General features: G+C 57.0%; 19 protein-coding genes and 1 pseudogene. 7 read left to right on the forward strand and 13 right to left on the reverse strand.

Annotation, left to right across the window (positions count from 1 at the left end; translation table 11 throughout):
• The first annotated feature begins 38 nt into the window (after positions 1–38).
• A complete protein-coding gene (locus tag C476_RS16980) occupies positions 39–311 on the forward strand; it encodes a hypothetical protein (protein ID WP_008015251.1) in 273 nt (90 codons plus the stop codon).
• Here the strand turns inward: C476_RS16980 and C476_RS16985 are convergent, their stop codons facing one another.
• From C476_RS16985 to C476_RS17000, 4 genes are all read right to left on the reverse strand, one after another.
• Positions 312–803, reverse strand: coding sequence for a hypothetical protein (locus C476_RS16985; protein ID WP_008015252.1), 492 nt, complete (start codon positions 801–803; stop codon positions 312–314).
• A gap of 6 nt (positions 804–809) precedes the next feature.
• The gene (locus C476_RS16990; RefSeq protein WP_008015253.1) at positions 810–1,112 is read right to left on the reverse strand and encodes a ribbon-helix-helix protein, CopG family; all 303 of its coding nucleotides are present in this window, start codon (positions 1,110–1,112) and stop codon (positions 810–812) included.
• Positions 1,113–1,186: 74 nt separating this feature from the next.
• Complete coding sequence (locus C476_RS16995; protein ID WP_008015254.1) at positions 1,187–1,501, reverse strand: hypothetical protein; 315 nt, start codon at positions 1,499–1,501, stop codon at positions 1,187–1,189.
• Positions 1,502–1,802: 301 nt separating this feature from the next.
• Positions 1,803–3,017, reverse strand: a complete 1,215-nt coding sequence (locus tag C476_RS17000) for a hypothetical protein (RefSeq protein ID WP_008015255.1) — start codon at positions 3,015–3,017, stop codon at positions 1,803–1,805.
• 235 nt (positions 3,018–3,252) lie between these two features.
• Here C476_RS17000 and C476_RS17005 point away from each other — a divergent pair, with 235 nt between their 5' ends.
• The gene (locus C476_RS17005) at positions 3,253–4,596 is read left to right on the forward strand and encodes a S8 family peptidase (RefSeq protein WP_008015256.1); all 1,344 of its coding nucleotides are present in this window, start codon (positions 3,253–3,255) and stop codon (positions 4,594–4,596) included.
• A 99-nt stretch (positions 4,597–4,695) separates the two neighbouring features.
• Positions 4,696–5,526 (forward strand): glycerophosphodiester phosphodiesterase, encoded by an 831-nt coding sequence (locus tag C476_RS17010; RefSeq protein ID WP_008015257.1) that lies wholly within the window; start codon positions 4,696–4,698, stop codon positions 5,524–5,526.
• A gap of 120 nt (positions 5,527–5,646) precedes the next feature.
• Here C476_RS17010 and C476_RS17015 read toward each other — a convergent pair whose 3' ends face one another.
• Entirely contained in the window at positions 5,647–6,285 is a 639-nt protein-coding gene (locus C476_RS17015) for a hypothetical protein (protein ID WP_008015258.1), read from the reverse strand.
• Between the two features lie 114 nt (positions 6,286–6,399).
• On the opposite strand from C476_RS17015, the gene C476_RS17020 reads away from it, so the two are divergent.
• A complete protein-coding gene (locus C476_RS17020; RefSeq protein ID WP_049912060.1) occupies positions 6,400–7,236 on the forward strand; it encodes a hypothetical protein in 837 nt (278 codons plus the stop codon).
• Between the two features lie 152 nt (positions 7,237–7,388).
• Here C476_RS17020 and C476_RS17025 read toward each other — a convergent pair whose 3' ends face one another.
• From C476_RS17025 to C476_RS17045, 5 genes are all read right to left on the reverse strand, one after another.
• On the reverse strand, positions 7,389–8,552 hold the full coding sequence (locus C476_RS17025) for an ABC transporter permease (protein ID WP_008015260.1): 1,164 nt from the start codon (positions 8,550–8,552) through the stop codon (positions 7,389–7,391).
• Positions 8,552–9,214: an ABC transporter ATP-binding protein gene (locus tag C476_RS17030; protein ID WP_008015261.1), complete on the reverse strand. Its 663-nt coding sequence runs from the start codon at positions 9,212–9,214 to the stop codon at positions 8,552–8,554. Before C476_RS17030 ends, C476_RS17025 begins: the two co-directional genes overlap by 1 nt.
• Positions 9,211–10,392, reverse strand: coding sequence for a hypothetical protein (locus C476_RS17035; RefSeq protein WP_152418254.1), 1,182 nt, complete (start codon positions 10,390–10,392; stop codon positions 9,211–9,213). The genes C476_RS17030 and C476_RS17035 overlap by 4 nt, the downstream gene beginning before the upstream one ends.
• Before the next feature lie 248 nt (positions 10,393–10,640).
• Positions 10,641–11,303, reverse strand: a complete 663-nt coding sequence (locus C476_RS17040) for a hypothetical protein (RefSeq protein ID WP_083857104.1) — start codon at positions 11,301–11,303, stop codon at positions 10,641–10,643.
• 101 nt (positions 11,304–11,404) lie between these two features.
• Entirely contained in the window at positions 11,405–12,130 is a 726-nt protein-coding gene (locus tag C476_RS17045; RefSeq protein WP_152418255.1) for a hypothetical protein, read from the reverse strand.
• Positions 12,131–12,387: 257 nt separating this feature from the next.
• Here C476_RS17045 and C476_RS17050 point away from each other — a divergent pair, with 257 nt between their 5' ends.
• Positions 12,388–13,692, forward strand: coding sequence for an IS4 family transposase (locus C476_RS17050; RefSeq protein ID WP_083857105.1), 1,305 nt, complete (start codon positions 12,388–12,390; stop codon positions 13,690–13,692).
• Positions 13,693–14,140: 448 nt separating this feature from the next.
• The gene (locus C476_RS17055) at positions 14,141–15,730 is read left to right on the forward strand and encodes an oleate hydratase (RefSeq protein ID WP_008015267.1); all 1,590 of its coding nucleotides are present in this window, start codon (positions 14,141–14,143) and stop codon (positions 15,728–15,730) included.
• Between the two features lie 292 nt (positions 15,731–16,022).
• On the opposite strand, the pseudogene C476_RS19885 reads toward C476_RS17055, so the two are convergent.
• Positions 16,023–17,260, reverse strand: a pseudogene (locus C476_RS19885) (zinc ribbon domain-containing protein).
• Positions 17,261–17,390: 130 nt separating this feature from the next.
• Here C476_RS19885 and tnpA point away from each other — a divergent pair.
• Complete coding sequence (gene tnpA / locus C476_RS17065; protein WP_008015269.1) at positions 17,391–17,879, forward strand: IS200/IS605 family transposase; 489 nt, start codon at positions 17,391–17,393, stop codon at positions 17,877–17,879.
• Between the two features lie 159 nt (positions 17,880–18,038).
• On the opposite strand, the gene C476_RS17070 is transcribed toward tnpA, so the two are convergent.
• Positions 18,039–19,367, reverse strand: a complete 1,329-nt coding sequence (locus tag C476_RS17070; protein WP_008015270.1) for a TIGR00341 family protein — start codon at positions 19,365–19,367, stop codon at positions 18,039–18,041.
• Between the two features lie 245 nt (positions 19,368–19,612).
• Positions 19,613–20,623: a zinc-binding dehydrogenase gene (locus C476_RS17075; protein WP_049912070.1), complete on the reverse strand. Its 1,011-nt coding sequence runs from the start codon at positions 20,621–20,623 to the stop codon at positions 19,613–19,615.
• Positions 20,624–20,647: the final 24 nt, after the last annotated feature.

Consider the following 20,647-nt stretch of genomic DNA (forward strand, 5'->3'; position numbering starts at 1 on the left):
TAAGCGGATGACTGTCGAAACAACCAGACAGAACTGCAATGGCTCGCGTCACAGATCCACGGCCACCACTTCCGGAGTGGATTCTCGAGTGCTACGACCGGCTGTGTACGCAGGCATGTCAGCCAGACCAGCGAGAAGACAGTGTTCCACTGATCGACTACGACGATGCCACCGACATCCTGATCGCCGATGCAGAGTTAGCACTCGAGCAACGGGACGTCGAGCACGCACTTACTCGCCTCCTCGAACGAGGCTACTTCTACGAAGTCGAGGATGAACTTCGGATCACATCCCCAGAAGAGCAGTGTTAGCTATTCGTCAAGGAGCTGTCTTGCACGTCGGTAGATCGGCGCACCAAGCCAGTCTCGGGTCTTGGAAATCTGCTCGAGTCGATTCTGAGCGTTCTTTGGTTCAAGTACGCCCCGCTTGACGAGCGCCCGGAGTACAATTGGCGAGAGTGCGACCTTGGCAGTTGTGAGGTTCTGAATCTCTGGGAGTGCTCGGAGGTCGTCGGTCAGAAGAAATGCAGGTTCTAGCTGCTCTTCCAACCGAATACAACTTGCCTCCCCCTGATCGATCGTTGATGACTCAAATTGTTCTCCGTCAACGGTGTGAACAGAGAATTGCGCCTGCTGCTCGAGCACATTCTGAGCTGCCTGTCCATGTGGATCGTCGTACTCAGCTGTCTCTTCGAGTTCTTGCATAATCACACTCGTCGTGTGAACCTCGAACTCAGCGAAGACAAGGTCAACTACCTCGGCTGTGGCTAACGAAATAAGTGCACTCGTATCGGCAACAATCATTGCCAGCTACAGCCCCGCAAGCTCGTCGGCGAGATCCTCACCTTGGTCAAGAACGGCTTTTGAGGTGCGAACCGCTTCGGCGTCTTGGCGACCAATAAACGTTTTGAGGACATCAAACCCGATCTCGTCTTCAAGATATAGCTCGACGATCTCTTCGTTGAACGCGTCCTCGTCTTCGATTTCGTCTAGATAGGATCGAAGTGCCTCCGTCACAATCTCCGTCCTATTCTTGTGAGTAATCTTCGCTGCGACATCGGCCTTCTCGACTAATTCATCTGGAATACGGAAGTTTACTCGAGTCGTTCCCATAGTTGTTCTCTGTACATACAGTGTACCCACAGCTAAATAAAATTGCCCCTCAAGACGACCTCGGTTGTTGTTGATCACTCGAATCTCAGTGTGGCCTCATATTTCTTGAACATGGACTGAAACCCCTCGTCGACGACCTGCTGGACAAGTTTCGCGAACGAACTCCGATTATCTGGCTCCTCAACGAGCGACCGATACGTACTCTCGAAGTGATGTCCGTGCGAGGGACGATCACGACTCGAGGTTTCGTGAGCCGCTTCGTGTAACACCACGAGATACAGGTCGTGCATCCAGACGGCACGCTGGCGGCTCGTCACGGCCGAGTCGGTGATCACGATGTACGTCCTGCCGTCGGTCCAGGCATCAGTACTCGCCTCGCCGTAGTACACGTCTCGCTCAATCCCAAGCTCTCGTGGGAGTACTTGCGCAAAGCGAAGGTACCGCTGCTGATCAGGTTTCAGTTGTGATTCGTCCTCAACCTGCTGATAGCCCGTCCAGATACCTTCTGACTCTGCTTGCTCGCCAACATCGAACGTCTCTGGTACCGCTATCGATGTGTCCTCGTCAGTGGAGTGGTCGCGAAGCCGCTGGGTTGCCGAATCAAACGGCCTAGATTGTGAGGCTGCGACGATCTGGGCGAAACAGAAGGGAGTGGAGCGAAGAAACGCCGCCGCGTACGCTTCCGCTGCCTTATAGGTAAGTGTCCATGAAGGCGTTCCAGTGGCCTCGAGCGGTCGCGGTTGCTCCCTGTAGCGTCGGAATTACGCCCCACGTGACACCCTGTCGGAGGGTGCTTGCGGTTCGGAAGCTAGAGCCGAAATCGGACTGAAGCTCTCGAAGGTGGTCTGCAGAGCTGGTCGCTTCGACGACGAGGAGATCAGAACCCCTGTCGACGGTCAGTTTGATCCCGTCGAGCTGGGTCGCGAACCGATCTTCGATCTGGTCGACGGTCTCCGCGGCGGCCTCGACGGGGGCGTCACCGTCGTAGGCGATGATGAGGCGGGCACTGGGATCGTCCGGGTAAACGCCGATGGCAGCTGCGCCGATGTCGTTCGTGAGTTCTGCAAGGTCGACGTCATCGGGGAGGACGGACGCGGTCGTGAGCGCCCCCTCAACGTGTTCTGGGACGAGAGACCCGGACTCTGCGGCGAAGTCCCACTCGACGCCCGCAATCCCAGCCGCGCCAGAGAGTTCTGTGAGAACGTCGGCGGCGTACTCGCTCTGGGGACCGAACCGATCGGCCTCGCCCGCGTAGGCATCGATGAGAAGGTCGACGGCCTCATCGGGATCGGTGTCGAGCTCGCGGATGCCACCGGCAAGCGCTCGCCCGTCGGACACGGCGACGACGACATCACTGTCCAGACGGTCGTCGCTGACTGCGTAGCGATCGTACTCGTCGCCCCCGTCGGCGGCGAGGTCCGTGACCGTTTCGAGGCCGTCGGTGACGGCCGCGGTGTCGAAGGAACCCTCGAGGACGATACCGCCGACGGCGTCCGCGTCGTCAAACTGTCCGGCCCCGATGGCGACGACACGATCGATGTCGTCAACTTCGATGCCGCTTACGTCAATAGCTGTCCAGGCGTCTTCGACCGGCAGGTCGATTTCCGCGTCGACATCGTCGATGACGCGATCCAGAGACGTGCTTCCGTCGCTAGTCCAGGACTCTCGCACGTCGTCAGCGTCGAGTTCGAGAAGGTCGTCGTGCTCGCGGAGGGCAGCAACGTCGACGTCAACGAACCCAGTCGCGTCCTCAACATCGACCTGCGCGGGGTCGAACAGCCATGACCCGGACGCGTTGCCGGCAGCGGCGACCGACGAGAGTGTCACAGCGCCGAGTCCGGCGCCGACGGCCGTGCTTGCGAGGGAATTATTCGCCGAATCATCTCTGTCATCTTTGGATGGCATATGACCACGGTTCACTGAATAGATATTAATATCTTTGGGAGAAAGATAATAATTAGGACAAAACAACTCGCATAAAATGGATGGCTGTATAATATCTAATCTATTTCTCATCCCAGTGTACAGCTCCTATTTGTTGGCTCATTATCAAATACGGTAAAGACCATCGATTATTATCTATGATTGAAATTTCTTCTACGCTAACTTTTATGTCGACACATGAGTTTTCTGAGGGTACATGTCAGATGAAAAACGACGCGAGGTCGATAGGCGCGGGTTCCTCACGATCAGCGGTGCAGTGATCGGCGGCATCGCCGCAGGGACGTCGGTCACTGTCGCGGAGTCGACGGAGCGATTCCTCGTCGATACCGGTAATATCGACCGATCCGAACTCGAGTCCGCGGTCGACGAGATCATCCACGACATCGAGGCTATCGACATTGCGGTCGTACGCGGAGCCGAAAGCGACCTTGAGGGCGTCACCGAAGAGTTCGAACCGGACACAGTATACGAACTCGACCTCCCCGCCCAGCGGACCGAGGCCCCCGAGGTCGGCGACGCTGACGTGTCGTCGACCAGTATTGACGCCCTGTTCGGACCGGCACAATGGGATAAGCAGGTCCAGGACATCCCGGAAGCGCACGAAATAACGAAGGGCGAAGGCGCTCGTGTGACGATTCTCGATACGGGTATCGGGACGTTCTTCGGTGATGATGTCTTCCACCCGGATCTGAGCGTCAACACCGATCTCTCGAAGAACTTCACCGAGGACGGCGGCGACGCCGGCGATGCCGGTTTCCACGGGACGGCCGTCGCGGGGACCGTCGCGGCCCAAGGCGTCGGCGTCCTCGGCACCGCACCAGAGGCCGAACTCGTCTCGTGTCGCGTGTTCAGCGGGATGGGCGGCGCCGCCTTCGGCGACATAGTTGCCGCAATGAACTACAGCGTCGACATCGACGCCGACGTCGCGAACATGAGTCTTGGTGCCTATCCCGTCCCGCGGGAGGGGATCGGAAAGTTCTACGGCGGTGTTCTCAACCGCACGACTGCCCGGGCAAACAGCAACGGGACGCTGCTCGTCGTCTCGGCGGGCAATGACAGCGCGGACCTCCAGGACGACGGGAGTATTGTCAGCCTCCCGAACCAAGCCGCCAATACAGTAAGCGTCAGCGCGACGTCGCCGGCAGGATTCGATCCGCTGTTTGGTACCCCACCGGAGGAGCCCGCAGAGACGCCGGCGAGTTACACGAACTACGGCACCAACGTTATTAATGTCAGCGCGCCCGGCGGAGATGTCCGTGAGGACGGTAGTCTCTTCGATCTGGTGCTGACCACCGCGCCGCCGCTGAATATCCTACTGCCGTACATCTACATTTCGGGTACCAGTTTCTCGGCGCCGCAGGTCGCTGGCGCCGCGGCGCTGGTCAGGAGCGTCGATCCCGACGCCTCGACGAAACAGGTCCGAGCGATCTTGGAGCGCAACGCCGTCAACGCCAACGAGCTCTCCGGCGACAATTCGTTCCACGGCCGCGGGTTCCTCGACCCCGTCCCGTCGGTCAAAGACGCGAGCAACGCCAACTGAACATTGTGCCAGTTTCATCAGGCCGGCCCGGGACGTCATGATTTCGGTCGCCGATCGGCGTCCCAAACGGAGAGAACACGGTGACCGAGTGAGACACGAGTGACCCACCCGAATGGCTACACGGATGCAAACGCGGTCGTGAACGGAAACAGAGATACAGATACAGGCACGAACAGGAACGCGTTTGCGGAGGATCAGTCCTCGAGTCCTGCTGTCCGGCGACCGCCCGGGGCGCTTCCGCGGGTCATCGCCCATCGCGGGTTCGCTGATGACTACCCTGAGAACACGACGGCGGCGTTTCGCCGGGCCGCGCGGTATGCCGACGCCGTCGAGATAGACGTCCGCCGGTGTGGATCGGGAGAACTCGTAGCATTCCATGACGCCACCCTCGATCGAGTCACGGACGCTTCTGGGAGGGTCGACGAGACACCGCTGTCTACGCTCCGGAATGTGGACGTACTTGGCACCGGGCAAGGCATCCCGACCCTTCGCGAGGCGATCGCGGCTATCCCCTCGGAAACGGACGTGACCGTCGAACTGAAAGAGCCTGTCGTCGAAGATGCCCTCGAGGTCCTCGACGTTGACAATGAGGTCGTTGTCTCCTCACTGGACCAGTCGATCCTCGAGCGGGTGCGGGCCCGGGGCGGGCCGCCGACCGCCCTGGTGCCGCTGCCCGGAACCGGCGGCATCCAGATGGCAGCCGAGGCCGGCTGTTCGGCGGTCCACCCTCGGCGAGCGACAGTGTTTCTCCGGCCTGGCTACGTTGAGCGCGCTAACCGGGCCGGACTGGCTGTCAACGTCTGGCCCGTGCGGGATGCCGTCGACGCCGCCCGACTCGCGGCGATCGGCGTCGACGGAATCGCAGCCGACAGCGCCGGTCTCGTCCACCGAGACGGCGCCTTTCTTTCCCGGATGGACGGAAAACGGTAGTCCATTTTTTGGACAACCTCCTCGAGTACGATGTCGAACCACGCGAAGCCATCGACGCACTCGAGAGTGAATCGTAGGAAACTGTCACAGAACGAGTCAGACAGGGTATCGCCCCCAGTATTAGAACAGTTCGTCGAGCGGGCGATCTGCGTCGTCCTCGGTGGTGGCGTCCGGGTCTGGTTTCACCGGGGGAGCGTCGAAGAGTCGGCCGCCACCACGCTCCCGGGCAGCCAGCACATCGTCAAGTTCGGCTTGCATTTCATCGTCGAGAGTGGGCGCGGTGAAAGCGTTGGCAACGTCATCAGGCAGGGCGGGACGAGGTGCGTTTCGGTGCCGCTCGATTTTCTCAGTTAGATAGAGGTTGTCCTGAAGGGCGCGCAGCACAGGCACGTACCGGAGGTAGTCGTATTCATCGAGTAGAGTGATGCCGTAGCTAGTGAACCGCCAGAACTCGCGTGGATCATTCTGCTCAGCGTCATCACCGTCATAGACCTGTTTTGTCGCGAGTTCTTTCTCCGCGAGGCGATCGAGATGCTCAAGGATGGTCGACCGATTCTTGGGTACCAGATATTCCAATTCGTCCAGTGTGACGAGATGGTCTGGATGCCCGAGGATTGCCTGGATAATGTAGTAGCGAGTTTCCTGCGTAATAAACCGGTGTGCGCGTCGCTGTTTCTCGAACGGCAGAACGTCTTCCCCACCGAAAGGATCGGTTGGCCTTTCGGGCGGGCCGCGGTGGGCGTCCGCGCTGTTGCTCATATGCGTCTTTTCCAGCCGAAGTTATGTAACTGTTCGGATTGACCAGGTTGGGATTAGAGCAGTTAGCCAACTTGCGTATGAACATTTAAGCCAAACACTTCTGTAGGGAGGAACATGAGTGGCCCACGGGTTCCCCAGAACGCAAACGCCATCTACCAAGCTGTCAACCGAATATTCGAGGGAATAGAAGCGCCACAGAGAGACTGGCAGGAAGTCATTCGATACATGAACGAGGAACTGCCACGATTCGAGCAAGCAGACACCAGTTACCTCGTTCTCGGTAGCTACCGGGGCCAGTACGGGCACCGGCTGCGCGAGTTCGCTAACTGCTTGAACATGCCAACCAACTCCGAGTCGATCGTGCTTGGAGACACGCTCGATCTTGATACGGCGGTTATCCCTGAATTCGATATCAAAATCAATCTCCTCGGCGAATTCGCTGACTCTATTGCGGGTGTCTATGAAAAAGAAGACGGCGGAGAGAGTCCTGAATTAGGCGTGTATAGATCATTGTTCGCGAGGAAGACGTTTGTGTTCCCTCGAGATTACACAGGTCTTACCCGTGACAACCTCGAGACGCGAGAGGACGCTATCCAAGCAGCACTCAGCATTTACTACACGGATTTCGACAACATCGATGATAAGGACCGAGAGCAAGAAAAGAAGAAACGAGAGTTAGCGTCGCTCATCACAGCCGCACAGCGCGAGGGAATCAACATCACTGAGCGCGAGTTAACCGACATTATCAAAGAGAGAACTGCCAGTGTCGACGAGGAACCGGCAGTGTACAGCTGGGTGCATCTGAGTTTCTTCAAGCGCTGGGAAGCGATGGGGCAGTGCTACCCGTGGACAACGCTTGAAGAACTGCGTGATCTTGCTGACGAGATGCCAGGACCGGTGCGCCCACGCTGGGAAACTGAATTTGACGTCGACACTTTCCTTGACGACTAGAACTTTTCATCAGTTTGGGTGTGTTATGTAACGATCTCTAATTTCTCTGAGCGTGAGTTCTAGCTCGCTACCAATACACTCGAAGTCAGCCTGTCGTGATGTCGCGCTACGTCCGCGACCCTCCACAAGTTCGGATAGGACCAACAGTTTGGTCAGCCGCGTAATGCTTCAACGGGCCGATCATTGGCTGCCTTCCACGCAGGGTAGAGCCCACTCACCACGCTCGCCCCGATCGCAAACAGAAAGCCGTACACCAGATACCTAGCGCTCTCCCACTCAAAGACAATCACCGCGTCACCAGCAAGCACTTGGAATAGTGCGAGTCCAATGACGATCGAAATGAGCACTCCGGCGAGACCGCCGATCGCGCCGAGAAACGCTGCTTCAATAAGGATCATCCGAAGCACCTCGCCGCGACGGATACCAACCGCCCGGAGGACGCCAATCTCACCGCGACGCTCGATTGTACTCATCAGCATAACGTTAAGGATGGCCACGCTCGCAACAACCAGCGAGATCGATCCGATCCCGAGTAACGCGAGGCGAAGCGTGTTCATGAATGAATTAATGTTCTCTTGAACATCACTGTAATCGGTGATACTCAGCTCTTCGTCGACTTCTCCGTTGTGAGTCTCCTCATTAAAGTGGTCCCGGAGGATCGCCGCAATCTCGGTGGCTGCATCACCATCTTCGGTTACAATGGTCACCGAATCGTAGTTGTCCCGATCAGAAAGTGCTGACTCTGGCACAACGAGTTGTCCTCGGCCTCCTCCTCCAAATCCTTGATCGGATTCAATGAGTCCACGAACACGGTACATTTGCCCGTTATACTCGATGGGATCACCAATCTCAATTCCGAGTTGATTGGCTGTGCTATCGGTAAGTAATACACCGGACTGGAGTCGTTCGGGAGACTCACCGGCCGACACGTCATACAACACGTTCGCCTGTGTCAAGGCGATCACACTGACGTTCTCTTCTTGTCCATTCCGCGAGCTAATAGTAGTTGCGTCGGAATACTGTGGGACGACGTCGACATTGCCGGCGACGTTTCGGACTTCGTCGACCTGGTCAGCGGTCACGCCAGCAGTTGTGCTGTCCTCACCGGACGTGATTGTCACCTCGTTCGTGAGACTACCGAGGTCGGATGTCGCTTGCTGTTGGATCGCCACGCCTGTAATACCGAGCGATGCGATGGAGATCACACCAATCACGATCCCGAGCGACGCCAACGCTGTTCGGATTCGATTCCGACCGAGGTTCCGCCAAGCCATCTGAGCGCTAGGGAACCGCCACAGTAGTTCCGTGATTCCCATTACTGAATCTCCCCGTCGATAAGCTGAACAACGCGATCCGCGTACCCGACCATCTGCTCGTCGTGGGTTACCGAAACGATGGCGATATTTTCGTCCTCCTTGAGTCGAGTGAGTTCCTCGAGGATTGTCCGGCCGGTGTCTTGATCCAAGTTCCCCGTCGGTTCGTCCGCGAGCAGGATATCTGGCTCGTTGATCAACGCACGTGCGATGGCGACGCGCTGACGTTGGCCCCCCGAAAGTTGGTCTGGCCTATGATCGAGACGATCGCCAAGTCCAACGCGGTGAAGGAGGTCCACTGCGCGGTCGTGACGGTCAACCGATGTATCCCACATCGTTGGAAGTTCAACGTTCTCCGTCGCCGTGAGCATCGGTAGGAGGTGGAAGTCCTGAAATACGAAGCCAATCTCCGACCGGCGTTCCTCCGTGAGTTCGTCCTCCGTGAAGTCGGTCACGTCGCGGCCGTCAAGCCGAATATGGCCCTCCGTTGGCGTGTCGAGTAACCCAATCATATTGAGCAACGTACTCTTCCCAGACCCCGAGGGACCGGTTATCGTGACCATCTCTCCACGCTCGGCACGGAAATCAACATCTTTCAGTGCTTCGACCGTCTCGTGACCGGTCTGATACCGTTTCACCACGTCGTTAAGCGCGATGACGCTCATGGGTTACGCCACCGGTAGATGCCGAACCCAACGATGCTGACAACAAGTACTGCTAGGACTGTACTAATCGATGTCAAAGGGAGGCCCGACTCGCCAGATGACTCCTGTCCGGTTGCGGTGTCGGTCGTCTGACTGCTGCGGACTGCAGATGAACTTCCCGGAGAGACATCGACCAGTTGTGTTGTCGTCACTCGATCGTTATCGACGATGTACCTGATCTCAACGGGAACTGACGACGTCGCTCCCTCAACCTCCGCCGTCAATTCGAAGGTGGAGAACTCGCCAGCCTCAACCGTTCCAATGTAGTAGTCACCCAACGGAGACGTGGGACTCACGTTGTCGGTGTCCTCAACGCTAACGAGGACTGACTCAGCGTCGGTGTTCCCAATGTTCGCCGAATCACCTTGGATCGTCACTCCGGAGCCACTCTGTGTCGTTTCGATACTCGTGAGTCGCATTTCGCCCGCCAACGGATAGTCAACGACGTGAGTGGTGGTAGTCGTATAGGTCTCTTCCTGAGCTGTGTAGGTGGCAGTGACCGTCACTTCCTCCCCGTTCAGTCCCCCCGTATCGAAGGCCACAGAGCGGCTGGTGTCAGGCTCGGTCTCAAACAGGTACTTCTGAGCGATCGTCTCCTCGTCAGCGGTTGCAGTCAGTTCAATGTCGCTCACGTTCACGTTCCCGTAGTTGGTGAACTCGACTGCAGTCGATTTGTTGTCATCAGTGGTCACCGACAGATCAGCGTTGACGTTTAATTCAGACACCTCTATCGAGACGGGATATTCGTAAGCTTCGGTGTCCCCGTTCTCTCCTTGGACAAGCACGTAGACGGTCAGCGACTTCATACCGGGATTGTCGAAGCTGACTGTCATCGGAACGCTTACCGAACCCCCCGGAGCGAGCGAACCAATGTCTTCAACGCGTCTGTATGTCTTCGCGCTGTTTGACTTCCGCACTTGCACTCTCTTAATGTCGATAGTCTCGTTACTGGTCTCGAGGTTCGACACTTCGGCAGTGACCGTGACGGTTTCGCCGGTTACCGGTTCATCGTTTGAAATCGAGACACCTGAGATATGTACTTTTGGTTGGTCCGCCGATACGCTCATTGCCGTTGCTCCCACGCTACTGACAACTACGATAGCGGTGACTGCCAAGATTACCCACCGCAGTCGGCTCATTTACCAATCCTCCTCGTCATCTCCCCGACTGTGACCACGCTCTGCAGATGGGTGCAAAAAGAACAGTTAACGGACAAGATCAAACGTGATCGACTTCTCATATACTGTAAATAGCAGCAAGTAAGTAAAATACTTGGCCGAACTAAGTGGGCTTACTTGCCCTCTTCGAGGGCGACGACGATCGATGGCTGGCTCTTGTTGTCGAGGTCCCCTTCGACTGTACCAGTCTCGAGTCGATTTATCCCTCGTCAATACTGCCGGACCAGATACACGACCGTCGCGAGCCAGAAGGTGCCTGCAAAGGCGTAGATCGCGTCACCGAAAGGATTCTCCGAACCGAACTGTAGCGCTGTCAGAATGTATGTCAGTGCGGCACAAGCGAGTGGACTGCCGACATACGGTAACCAGCTCATCGTTGAATTCGTATCTGACTCGGCATTCGCTCGTGCGTCGCGAATGAGGACAACTGGCGTGATTATCGACGTGATGAGCAGAAACATAACCAGTACGAACCCGATGGCAAAGACGAGGCCGCTTTCCGGCTCTCCTGCTATACCAGTCCAGAAAAGATACGCGAACGTGATTGGAACCGTCGCAGCGTATCCGATGAGGACCATCCACCAAGCAACGGAGCCGTCTGTTTTTGCCTCGAGCCACCCAATGAAATCCGGTGTGAGTGGATACGACCAGGCGCTGCCGAATATTGCCTTGCCCATGGCGATCAGACCGAATGCGACGTTAAGCAGCACCCCAAACGTGAACACGAAGAAGCTTGCTGCAAACACGACGATAGACCCCTGTCCAATCTGTTGGAAGATCGTGTTGCCTGGGGCCCACGAGTTGATCGCCAGTCCAATAGCGAATATCCCGAGCAGGGCGGCGAACGTTCCGGTGAACCGCCTCGGGGTCACGCTCCGAAGCACTCGCCTTGCTCATCTGTAGAATACGTCAGCGACGAGCAGCGGAAATACTGGCGTGAGCTTTGGACGAACTGGATACTAGTCGTGTCAGCTTACGCTACCTCTCGTTTCCGGCGGATGATTGCCATACCAAGAAGTACGATACTCAGCGCGACGAAGACGAACGGCACACCCATCTCAATACTCTGGGTCGTTGATCCAACGAAGTCAACTACTACTCCGCCATTCAACGGACCGATGTACCACAGGACGAGATAGAGAATTTCGAACAATGTGGAAGATCGAGTCCAGATTCCTGCTGCGATAGCGAGCGACGGTGCGAAGAGTACCCCACTTGCGAAGCCAATGAGCGTTCCGATTTGCCCGGTTGCGAGGAACAGGATGAGGACGCCACTACTAAGCGAAATGGCTACGAGGACACCGGCGATCCATTCAGCGATGAGTTGTCGAATTGGATACTTCGACGCTAGAACCAACGCAGTCAGCCGGTGCGTCACCGTTCGAGCGCCCATGGCCGACCAGACGAATATTGGCCAGACAAACGTGAGTGGAAGCACGACCCGTCGGAACGGTGTGAGCGAATTCTCAGCAGGGCCAGTAGTGACAAGCGTGACGACCGGCGCACCGGCGAGCATGACTGCAATGACGTACCACCACCAAGGTTGGCCGCGTAGTGCGAGGCGCACTTCTGCAGCTACGAGTCGGCCGAAACCACCCGCCTTGCGGTCAGTGACCGGAGTCAGCGACATGGATTCAAGCGCGGTCTGTTCGGTTGTGGGTTTCGAGTCCTCCGACTTGCCACGTATCGTCGGCAGCACGGATGTCAGTCGCGAAACCCACCCGGATTTCTCCGACGATTCGGTCGACGTGAATCGGTCGAAGGGGACGGTTGCAAGTGCATCCGTCTTTAGTTAGGCGCAAAACCGCACGACAGCGGCGGCTTATCGGAGTTACTTTTCGGAAGGAATGAGGAGGCGGAAGATGTGCNTGCATCCGTCTTTAGTTAGGCGCAAAACCGCACGACAGCGGCGGCTTATCGGAGTTACTTTTCGGAAGGAATGAGGAGGCGGAAGATGTGCACTCTAACCCCTCCTCACAGGAAGTGGAACGCCATCTCACTAACTTCCTTCCATCTGAAGCGCTCGAAGACCACGCCGATGCCGTCGGCGTGGTCGAGCGCGATCGGAAGCTGCAGATTCCACCACTCGTCTGGTCATTTACGTTCGGCTTCGCCGGCGGCGCAAGCCGAACGCTCGCCAGCTTCAGACGGAGCTACAACTCGACTGCAGACAGGACATTGTCCTCAGGAGGCTTCTATCAGCGGTTGACGCCGACTCTCGCAGAGTACCTCCGCGACCTCGTCGAGTACGGGCTCGACGAGGGCGCTGTCCCTCACACCGTCTCAGAGGAGTTCAACCGATTCAGAGACGTGATGATCGCAGATGGAACGGTTCTCCGGCTCCATGAGTTGCTTTCTGAGGAGTACGAAGGTCGCCGTGAGGAGCAGGCTGGAGCACGGCTCCACCTGCTCCACAACGTCACTGAGCAGACGATCGACCGGTTCAGCGTCACAGATGAGAAAAGACACGACAGCACGCAGTTCGAGACAGGATCGTGGCTCGAAGGTCGGCTAGCGATCTTCGATCTGGCCTATTTCAAGTACCGGCGGTTCGCGTTGATCGACGAGAACGACGGCTACTTCGTGAGTCGACTGAAACGCAGCTCTAACCCGGTTGTAACCGACGAATTACGGGAATGGCGCGGCCGCGCCATTCCCTTGGAAGGGAAGAAAATCTTCGATATCGTGGACAATCTCTGTCGCAAGTACATCGACGTCGAAGTTGAGATCGAGTTTGACCGGAGAGAGTACGCGGGCACGCAGTCACGTGATACGAAACGGTTCCGCGTTGTCGGCGTCCGCAACGAGGACGCCGACGACTACCACTTGTACATCACGAATCTCTCGCGCGAAGAGTTCCTGCCGAAGGATCTAGCGACGATCTACCGGTGCCGGTGGGAAGTAGAACTTCTGTTTCGGGAGCTGAAGACGCAGTACAGACTGGATGAGTTCGATACGACGAAGAAGCACGTCGTAGAGATTCTGCTGTACGCGGCGCTGTTGTCCTTGGTCGTGAGTCGTGAGTTGCTCAGTCTGGTCGTTGAGCATGCAGATGATGGCCTCGTGTTTCCGCCGGAACGCTGGGCGGCGACCTTCCGGTCGCACGCCCAGCTCATTCTCTACCGGTTGCGTGGCTACCTCGGGTATTCTCCACCGCCACTGCTCGATCGGCTGATCGCTGACGCGCAGAAGATCCACAAGCAACGGCCGATTCTCCAGGAACAACTCGCTACCGCCATCAAACCGGCAACTGAGGCCTAACTAAAGACCAATGGNCAGAAGATCCACAAGCAACGGCCGATTCTCCAGGAACAACTCGCTACCGCCATCAAACCGGCAACTGAGGCCTAACTAAAGACCAATGGGCACGCGGCATTCTGAGCAATTCCGGCGCAGTCAACGCCGCCTCGTCGGCCACATGGTCAATAGCGTGGTATGATCATTGATTGTCTACTAACGGATTAACTACCTGAATGGGCGGTTATACCAAATAAAGCTAGACATTCTGTATGAATTACGGTATATATTTTAAAATACATTATGTACTTGACCATCCTCAGTTTAACTGTGATGAAACGCCAGGTGCACTTGTTAGGTCGGCAGCGATCCAGAAGTATATCTATGACTTCACTACCAGCACTTCAGACGAGTATAGACGGTACGACGGCCTATGATCGTTCCCGAACGAGTGCGCCGCTGGGGGGATTGCATGTCTAGTGAACAAACACCTCACGTCGCTGACCGCGAAGCCCACGTTGTTGGCGGTGGCATCGCCGGCCTGGCAGCCGCGGCATTTCTGATTCGCGATGGAAACATGCCTGGCGAGAACGTTCATTTCTACGAGAAACTTGACGTCGTTGGCGGGGCAATGGACGGTGCAGGCAACCCCGACGAAGGGTACGTTATCCGCGGTGGGCGCATGTTCAACTTCCCCGCCTACGAATGTACCTGGGACCTCTTCCGGACGATCCCTTCGCTCGAGGACCCCAGTATCTCGGTCAAAGAAGAGATGAACGAGTTCAACGAGATCCACGAGTCATATGCGGAGACGCGGCTGGTCGAGGATGGCACCCGTCTCGATGCCTCGCAGTTCGAACTGAAGATGCACCACCGGCTCTCGCTGGTTCGACTTCTGCTTACACCAGAGGAACGACTTGGAGACACCCGGGTCGAAGAGTGGTTCGACGACGACTTCTTCGAGACGAACTTCTGGTACTTGTGGGCGACGATTTTCGCCTTCCAGCCGTGGCACAGCGTCGCTGAGGTCCGCCGGTATATGTACCGTTTCTTGCACGTCTTCCCCGGTCTACACACGTTAGAAGACATCGACCGGACCAAGTACGACCAGTATCATTCGATGATCCTGCCGCTTCGGCGCTGGCTCGAAACTCGTGGCGTCGACTTCCAGCAGGACTGTCGCGTGATCGATATGGACATCGTGACTTCTCGAGTAGGGCGGACTGTCGAGCGGCTCCACTACGAAACCGGAGACGGCACTGAGAGCGTCGAGGTCGATTCCACGGACCTAGTCTTTTTCACCAACGGTTCGATGACCGATGGCTCGGACCTCGGGGCATGGGACGAAGCACCCGAAACGAACGAGACCGGCGCGTCCTGGGAGCTGTGGCGGTCGATCGCCGAGGACAACACCGGATTCGGCGACCCCGAGGTCTTTGCGGGCAATGTCCAGGAGACCAAGTGGGAGTCCTTTACCGTCACGTTACACAACACCGATCTGTTCGATCACATCGTCGAATTCACCGACGAGGAGCCGGGCAACGGGCTGGTAACATACGTCGACTCGTCCTGGCTTCTGTCCACTGTCGTCGCAGCCCAGCCGCACTTCCCGAACCAGCCTGACGACGTGAAAGTCTTCTGGGGATACGCCCTGTTCACAGATCAAGAGGGCGACTACGTCGAAAAGAAGATGTCCGAATGTACAGGACGAGAGATCCTCGAAGAGCTCTGTTATCACCTGCAGTGTGAGGATCGCCTGCCGGAAATCCTGGAGGACGTAGACTGCGTGCCGTGTATGATGCCGTTCATCACGGCTCACTTCCAGCCCCGGACGCCCGGCGACCGGCCGCTGGTCGTCCCCGATAGCTCGAACAATCTCGCATTCCTCGGGCAGTACGCCGAACTCCAACGTGACGTCGTGTTCACCGTCGAGTACTCGGTGCGGACGGCGATGACCGCCGTCTATGACCTGCTTGATCTCGATGAGGAGATTCCACCCGTGAGCAAGCACTACCGCGAACCGGGCGTGCTCGCAGATGCAGTGAGCGCCTCGTTCGATTGACTGGCAACGGCTGTGCTGTTTCCCGTCATGCTATCTTGCCGTTTGATAGGGGCTTTGTGGTCTTACGTCCTCTTCACCAGAGCTGGTGAGAACGAGATTGCATCTTAAATAGGTCGCCGCCGATGTTTTCACTGATGCCGGAATTGACCTTCCACGGAGTAAACAGCCTCGGGCACGGTGGCCCGAGGCTTTTGTAATTTCCTCAGCCGTGCGCTAGCACTCCCTGCTCGGCAAGCGAGCGGGATGANGTAAACAGCCTCGGGCACGGTGGCCCGAGGCTTTTGTAATTTCCTCAGCCGTGCGCTAGCACTCCCTGCTCGGCAAGCGAGCGGGATGAGGTTGGGCGGCTTACGCGCCCCGACCCGGACAGACGCACCAACTGAACTTGCGGCTGGGGTTTGTGAGTCCGGTAATTCGTGTTGTTGCCGTTAAGTTTCACCTTCTCGCGCCACGCGATGTTCACCGACGCATTCCGGTCGGCGTGGTCTTGCACCACATCACACTCATCGTTCGTACAGCAGAACCGTCGTCCCTGCCGATACCCACGCTCACCACAGCACGAACACGTCTTCGAGTTGTAGTAGGTGTCCACCGTATCAGTGGGAATCTCCCGCCACGTCGCCTTGTACGAGACAAACTTCTCGAACTTGTGGAACGGGAGTTTGTGCAACCGGCGGTTCATATACGTCCCGTATTGAATTTCGTCGCGGATACCGCTCATATCCTCGAACACGATGACCGGGTTTGAGAACTGCTCTGCGAACTCCACGACAGCACGGGAGAGCCGATGGAGTACCCATTCGGTGAATCGTTCTTCCTTGTCACCGAGTTTCCGATGGATACTCGTCTTGCCGTGTTCCTGACACCGAGTGGTGATGGTGTGGTAGCGTTGGCGTTCCTGCTTGACTTGTCCGTAGTCGAGGACGAGCGTGCCTTTCGTCCGCATCGTCTCGNGGGTTCGGGCACGTCGAACTCGCGTGTGACCGTGACGTGTAGGTAGTACACGCCATCGCGGTACAGGAGTTCGGCCTGCCCCACATCCACCTTATTCGACGCGAGAGCGTCTCGAAGTTCGTCCATTGCGTCCGGCTCGCCGCGCAGGTGGCCTTTCACCTTCTTGTAGGGTTTCGGGCTGATGCGGAATTGGATGCGGCTCGTGTCGTTGTCCACGGTGAGGCGATAGCCTTCCGTGTGCGCCATCACGAGCGGGTACGCGCCTGATTTGTCCGTACTCGGCGGCGTCGGCTTGCCGCCATCGGGGTCGTCTTGGTTTTCCCACCACTCTTTGAGCGAGTGGTAGGAGTCCCACGTTTGGAGGGCTTTGCCGACGACCGCGCACTTGTTGTTCCGCAAGAAGTCGTCGCGGTCAACCTCCTTCTGTATCTCGGTGCGAGTGTACCCGTGTTGTTTGAGGCGGATGGTTTGGTTGAATATCTCGCGTGAGGCGAGGCGGGCGTCGTGAAGCCACGACCGCTCACCAGACGCTATGTGAAGGCGCGTCTGAATGGTTTTCGTGGCTTCTTCACCCATACTTTGACAATCGTTCTATACTATCATAAATGTAGGGATTAGGGATGGAAGAGTACCGCAGTCATGCACATTCGGTTAGTTCCTGCAAGTATCACTNCGTTCTATACTATCATAAATGTAGGGATTAGGGATGGAAGAGTACCGCAGTCATGCACATTCGGTTAGTTCCTGCAAGTATCACTTCGTTTGGTTCCTCAAGTACCGCCACCCGGTTCTCAACGTGGTTGAAGAAGATGTGCGGGTGTTGTTTAGTGAGACTGCTGACCACTTCGGGCACGAGATTCTGGCGTTGGAGATTGCAGACGACCACGTACACCTGTTCGTGCAAACAGNGTTGTTTAGTGAGACTGCTGACCACTTCGGGCACGAGATTCTGGCGTTGGAGATTGCAGACGACCACGTACACCTGTTCGTGCAAACAGACCCGAAACACAGTCCGGCGAACATCGCTGGGCAATTCAAGTCGTACTCTGGTAAGCACTTGCTGGAACAGTATCCCGAGATTCGGGAGTCGTATTTCTGGGGCGGCGGATTCTGGAAAGTCGGGTACTACGTGGGGACGACAGGGGCAGTATCGGAGGAAGTGGTTGAACGATATATCGAGGAGACGGAACACTAGGCCGAGTGTCGGGCTTCNCCCCCGACCCCGGTGGGTCGGGGAACTCGCCCTCGTAGGTTGTTTAGAATTAAGCGGATTTTCATGGAGTCACGCTCTTTGTGGGTAAGAGACCCTTGTAGGCGAGTGGATGTCACTATCAGTCGGAGAGCGCTGAAATCCCTACGCAGTATCGTACTCAATGAACCGAACGTCGACCCGTACGTCGTCTCCCGTTTCGTCGGTAATTCGTTCGTCCAGTTCCGAGACAAGTTCCGGATGGTCGTCATCGCCCGGCTGCTCGACCGTGATTACAATACGTTCGGGTCCCTCGAATAGGGACCCTTCTTCGATTCGTACTACGGGCTCGAACGGGATTTCTTCCTCAAGAAATAGTTCGACTTCGACGAGGTAGGTGTCCTGATACGCTGACGAGTCGAGGACGGCCTCCGCTTCCGTCGTGACGTCGTTCTCAAGCGATGCGCGTTCGTACGACGCCCACGTGACACCGATCAGGAATATCGACAGTACTAGGATGACGAACGTCAACACGATGAGGCGACGACGGACTAACTGCCGTGCGATCCCTTCCTCACTCTGAATTTGGGGGCGGTATCCCATCGCCCAGAGGGTGAGGAGGCCCGTGATATTGACGCCCAGCAGATTGACGAAGACGAGGACGAGCGAGCCGACTGCGGCGTTCGGTATCCACCATGCGATAGCGATGCCGGCCGCTGCGGCGGGCGGGATCAGTGCAGCAGTAATCATCACGCCAACCAGTGTGACAGAGGTACCCGTCGAAAGGCACAACACGCCGGCAATTCCCGCGCCGAAGGCGACGACCAGCGAGAGGAGGTGAGGTAGGACCCGTTCGCTGACTTCGTTGATTTCGAGGACCTCAATCCCAGGCGGTACGAGAAACAGCGACTTCGAGAGCCAGGCGAACGCCGCGGAACCGGCAATCGCTACGCTGACGCCCAGCACTTGATACATAACCCCGGTCCAGAGCAAGTCGCGTTCGTTGAGAACGGTCCCGGCGCTGGCTGCGAGCGTCGGTCCGATCAAGGGTGCGATCACCATCGACCCGACCACGACGGCGGCCGAATCGAGTAACAGCCCGGCCGTCGCAACGATCGCACTGACCAGCGTCAGCGTCACGTATATCGGAATCGTCAATATGAGTCCTTCCGATTCGGCGTACAGTTCGTAGCGAGCGAGGCGCTGATCGTCCAGCACCTCTCCCGTGAACCGATCTTTGAGAACTCCGAACTTTTGGGAGATGACCATGTCTGCCGTAACGATCACCGTGTGATCGTCCTCGCCGAGTCCGACCCTCTCTAACTCGTCTAAGATGACTTCGACGGCACTTTTCGGGAGGGTGAATGATACGAGGGATTCGTACTCGCTGCTGTCGTCGGTCGGAACGACTGTGTAGTCAATCCGTTCCGAGTCAAGTACCTCTAAGACTGGTTCGCGCGTCTCCGGTCGGAGCGAAATCTCGACGTGGCGCATGGGATACTGATCACTGGAGACGGACAGACATCAACCATTGCGCGCGTCTCGGCAACTCGGACCCGAAGACGGTCATGGGCAACCGAGGTCTTTCGCTTCAACTCTATCGGTTGAGCGAACTATCTTTCTACAAGGAAAGTCCCCTGCCGTTTACGATCTGTTGAGATGTCTCGAGCCAAAGTGCAACCACCGAGCGAAAGTAGGCGAGGTTGACACCATCTCCGCGCTTTAGAGGGTCGAAGATATCAATCGGATATCTTGACAACCTGTTTTCCGATATTGTCTCCGGAGAACAATCCGAGGAATGCGTCGGGTGCGTTTTCGAGTCCGGAGACGACGGTCTCGCGATGATCGATGTCGCCGGTCGCAACCCACTCGCCAAGTTGTTCGCTAGCTTCCTCGAATCGAGTGGCATAGTCAGCGACGAGTAGTCCCTGCACTTTTGCTCGCGTTGCGATGAGCTGTGTAAGCTTCCGTGGCCCCGTCGCCACTTCCTCGTCGTTATAGTGGGCAATTTGCCCGCAGACGGCGATGCGGGCGTCAAGGTTCAGTTTTGTAAACACCGCATCCGTGATCGGACCTCCGACGTTGTCGAAGTAGACATCAATGCCACCTGGTGCAGCATCATCCAGTGCTGCCTCGTAATCATCAACTTCTTTGTAGTTGATCGCAGTATCGAAGCCGAGTTCCTCGGTAAGCCACTCGACTTTCGCCTCGGAGCCAGCAAACCCAACAACGCGACAGCCACTCATCTTCGCAATCTGCCCGACAACGGAGCCGACTGCGCCGGCCGCTCCAGAGACCACAACTGTATCTCCTGGATTAGGGTCACCAACTTCAAGCAGTCCAAAGTACGCTGTTCGGCCCGGCATTCCGAGCACGCCGAGGTACGCAGGTAGGTCAGCCACATTGGGGTCAACGGGCATGACGCTATCGGCATCAAGGAGACTGTAGTCCGCCCAGGTTCCGTTTCCTGTCACAAGATCGCCAGCGTCGTAGGCGTCGCTCTTACTTTCGACGACCTCACCAACAACGGCGCCGTGCATTATGTCGCCAACCTCCCACGGCTCCGCGTACGATTCGGTGTCCCGCATCCGTCCTCGCATATACGGATCAACTGAGAGGTAGCGAACGCGGACAAGAAGTTGCCCGAATTTCGGGTCCGGAATGTCGCGCTCGCGGAGTTCGAAACTGTCCATGTCCGGTTCGCCCTCGGGACGTTCAGCGAATATCCACTCGCGGTTTGAATTTCGCACACCTGCCATTCGGTACACAGATAG

This window comes from Natrinema limicola JCM 13563 (genome assembly GCF_000337475.1).
GTDB classification, from domain to species: domain Archaea; phylum Halobacteriota; class Halobacteria; order Halobacteriales; family Natrialbaceae; genus Natrinema; species Natrinema limicola.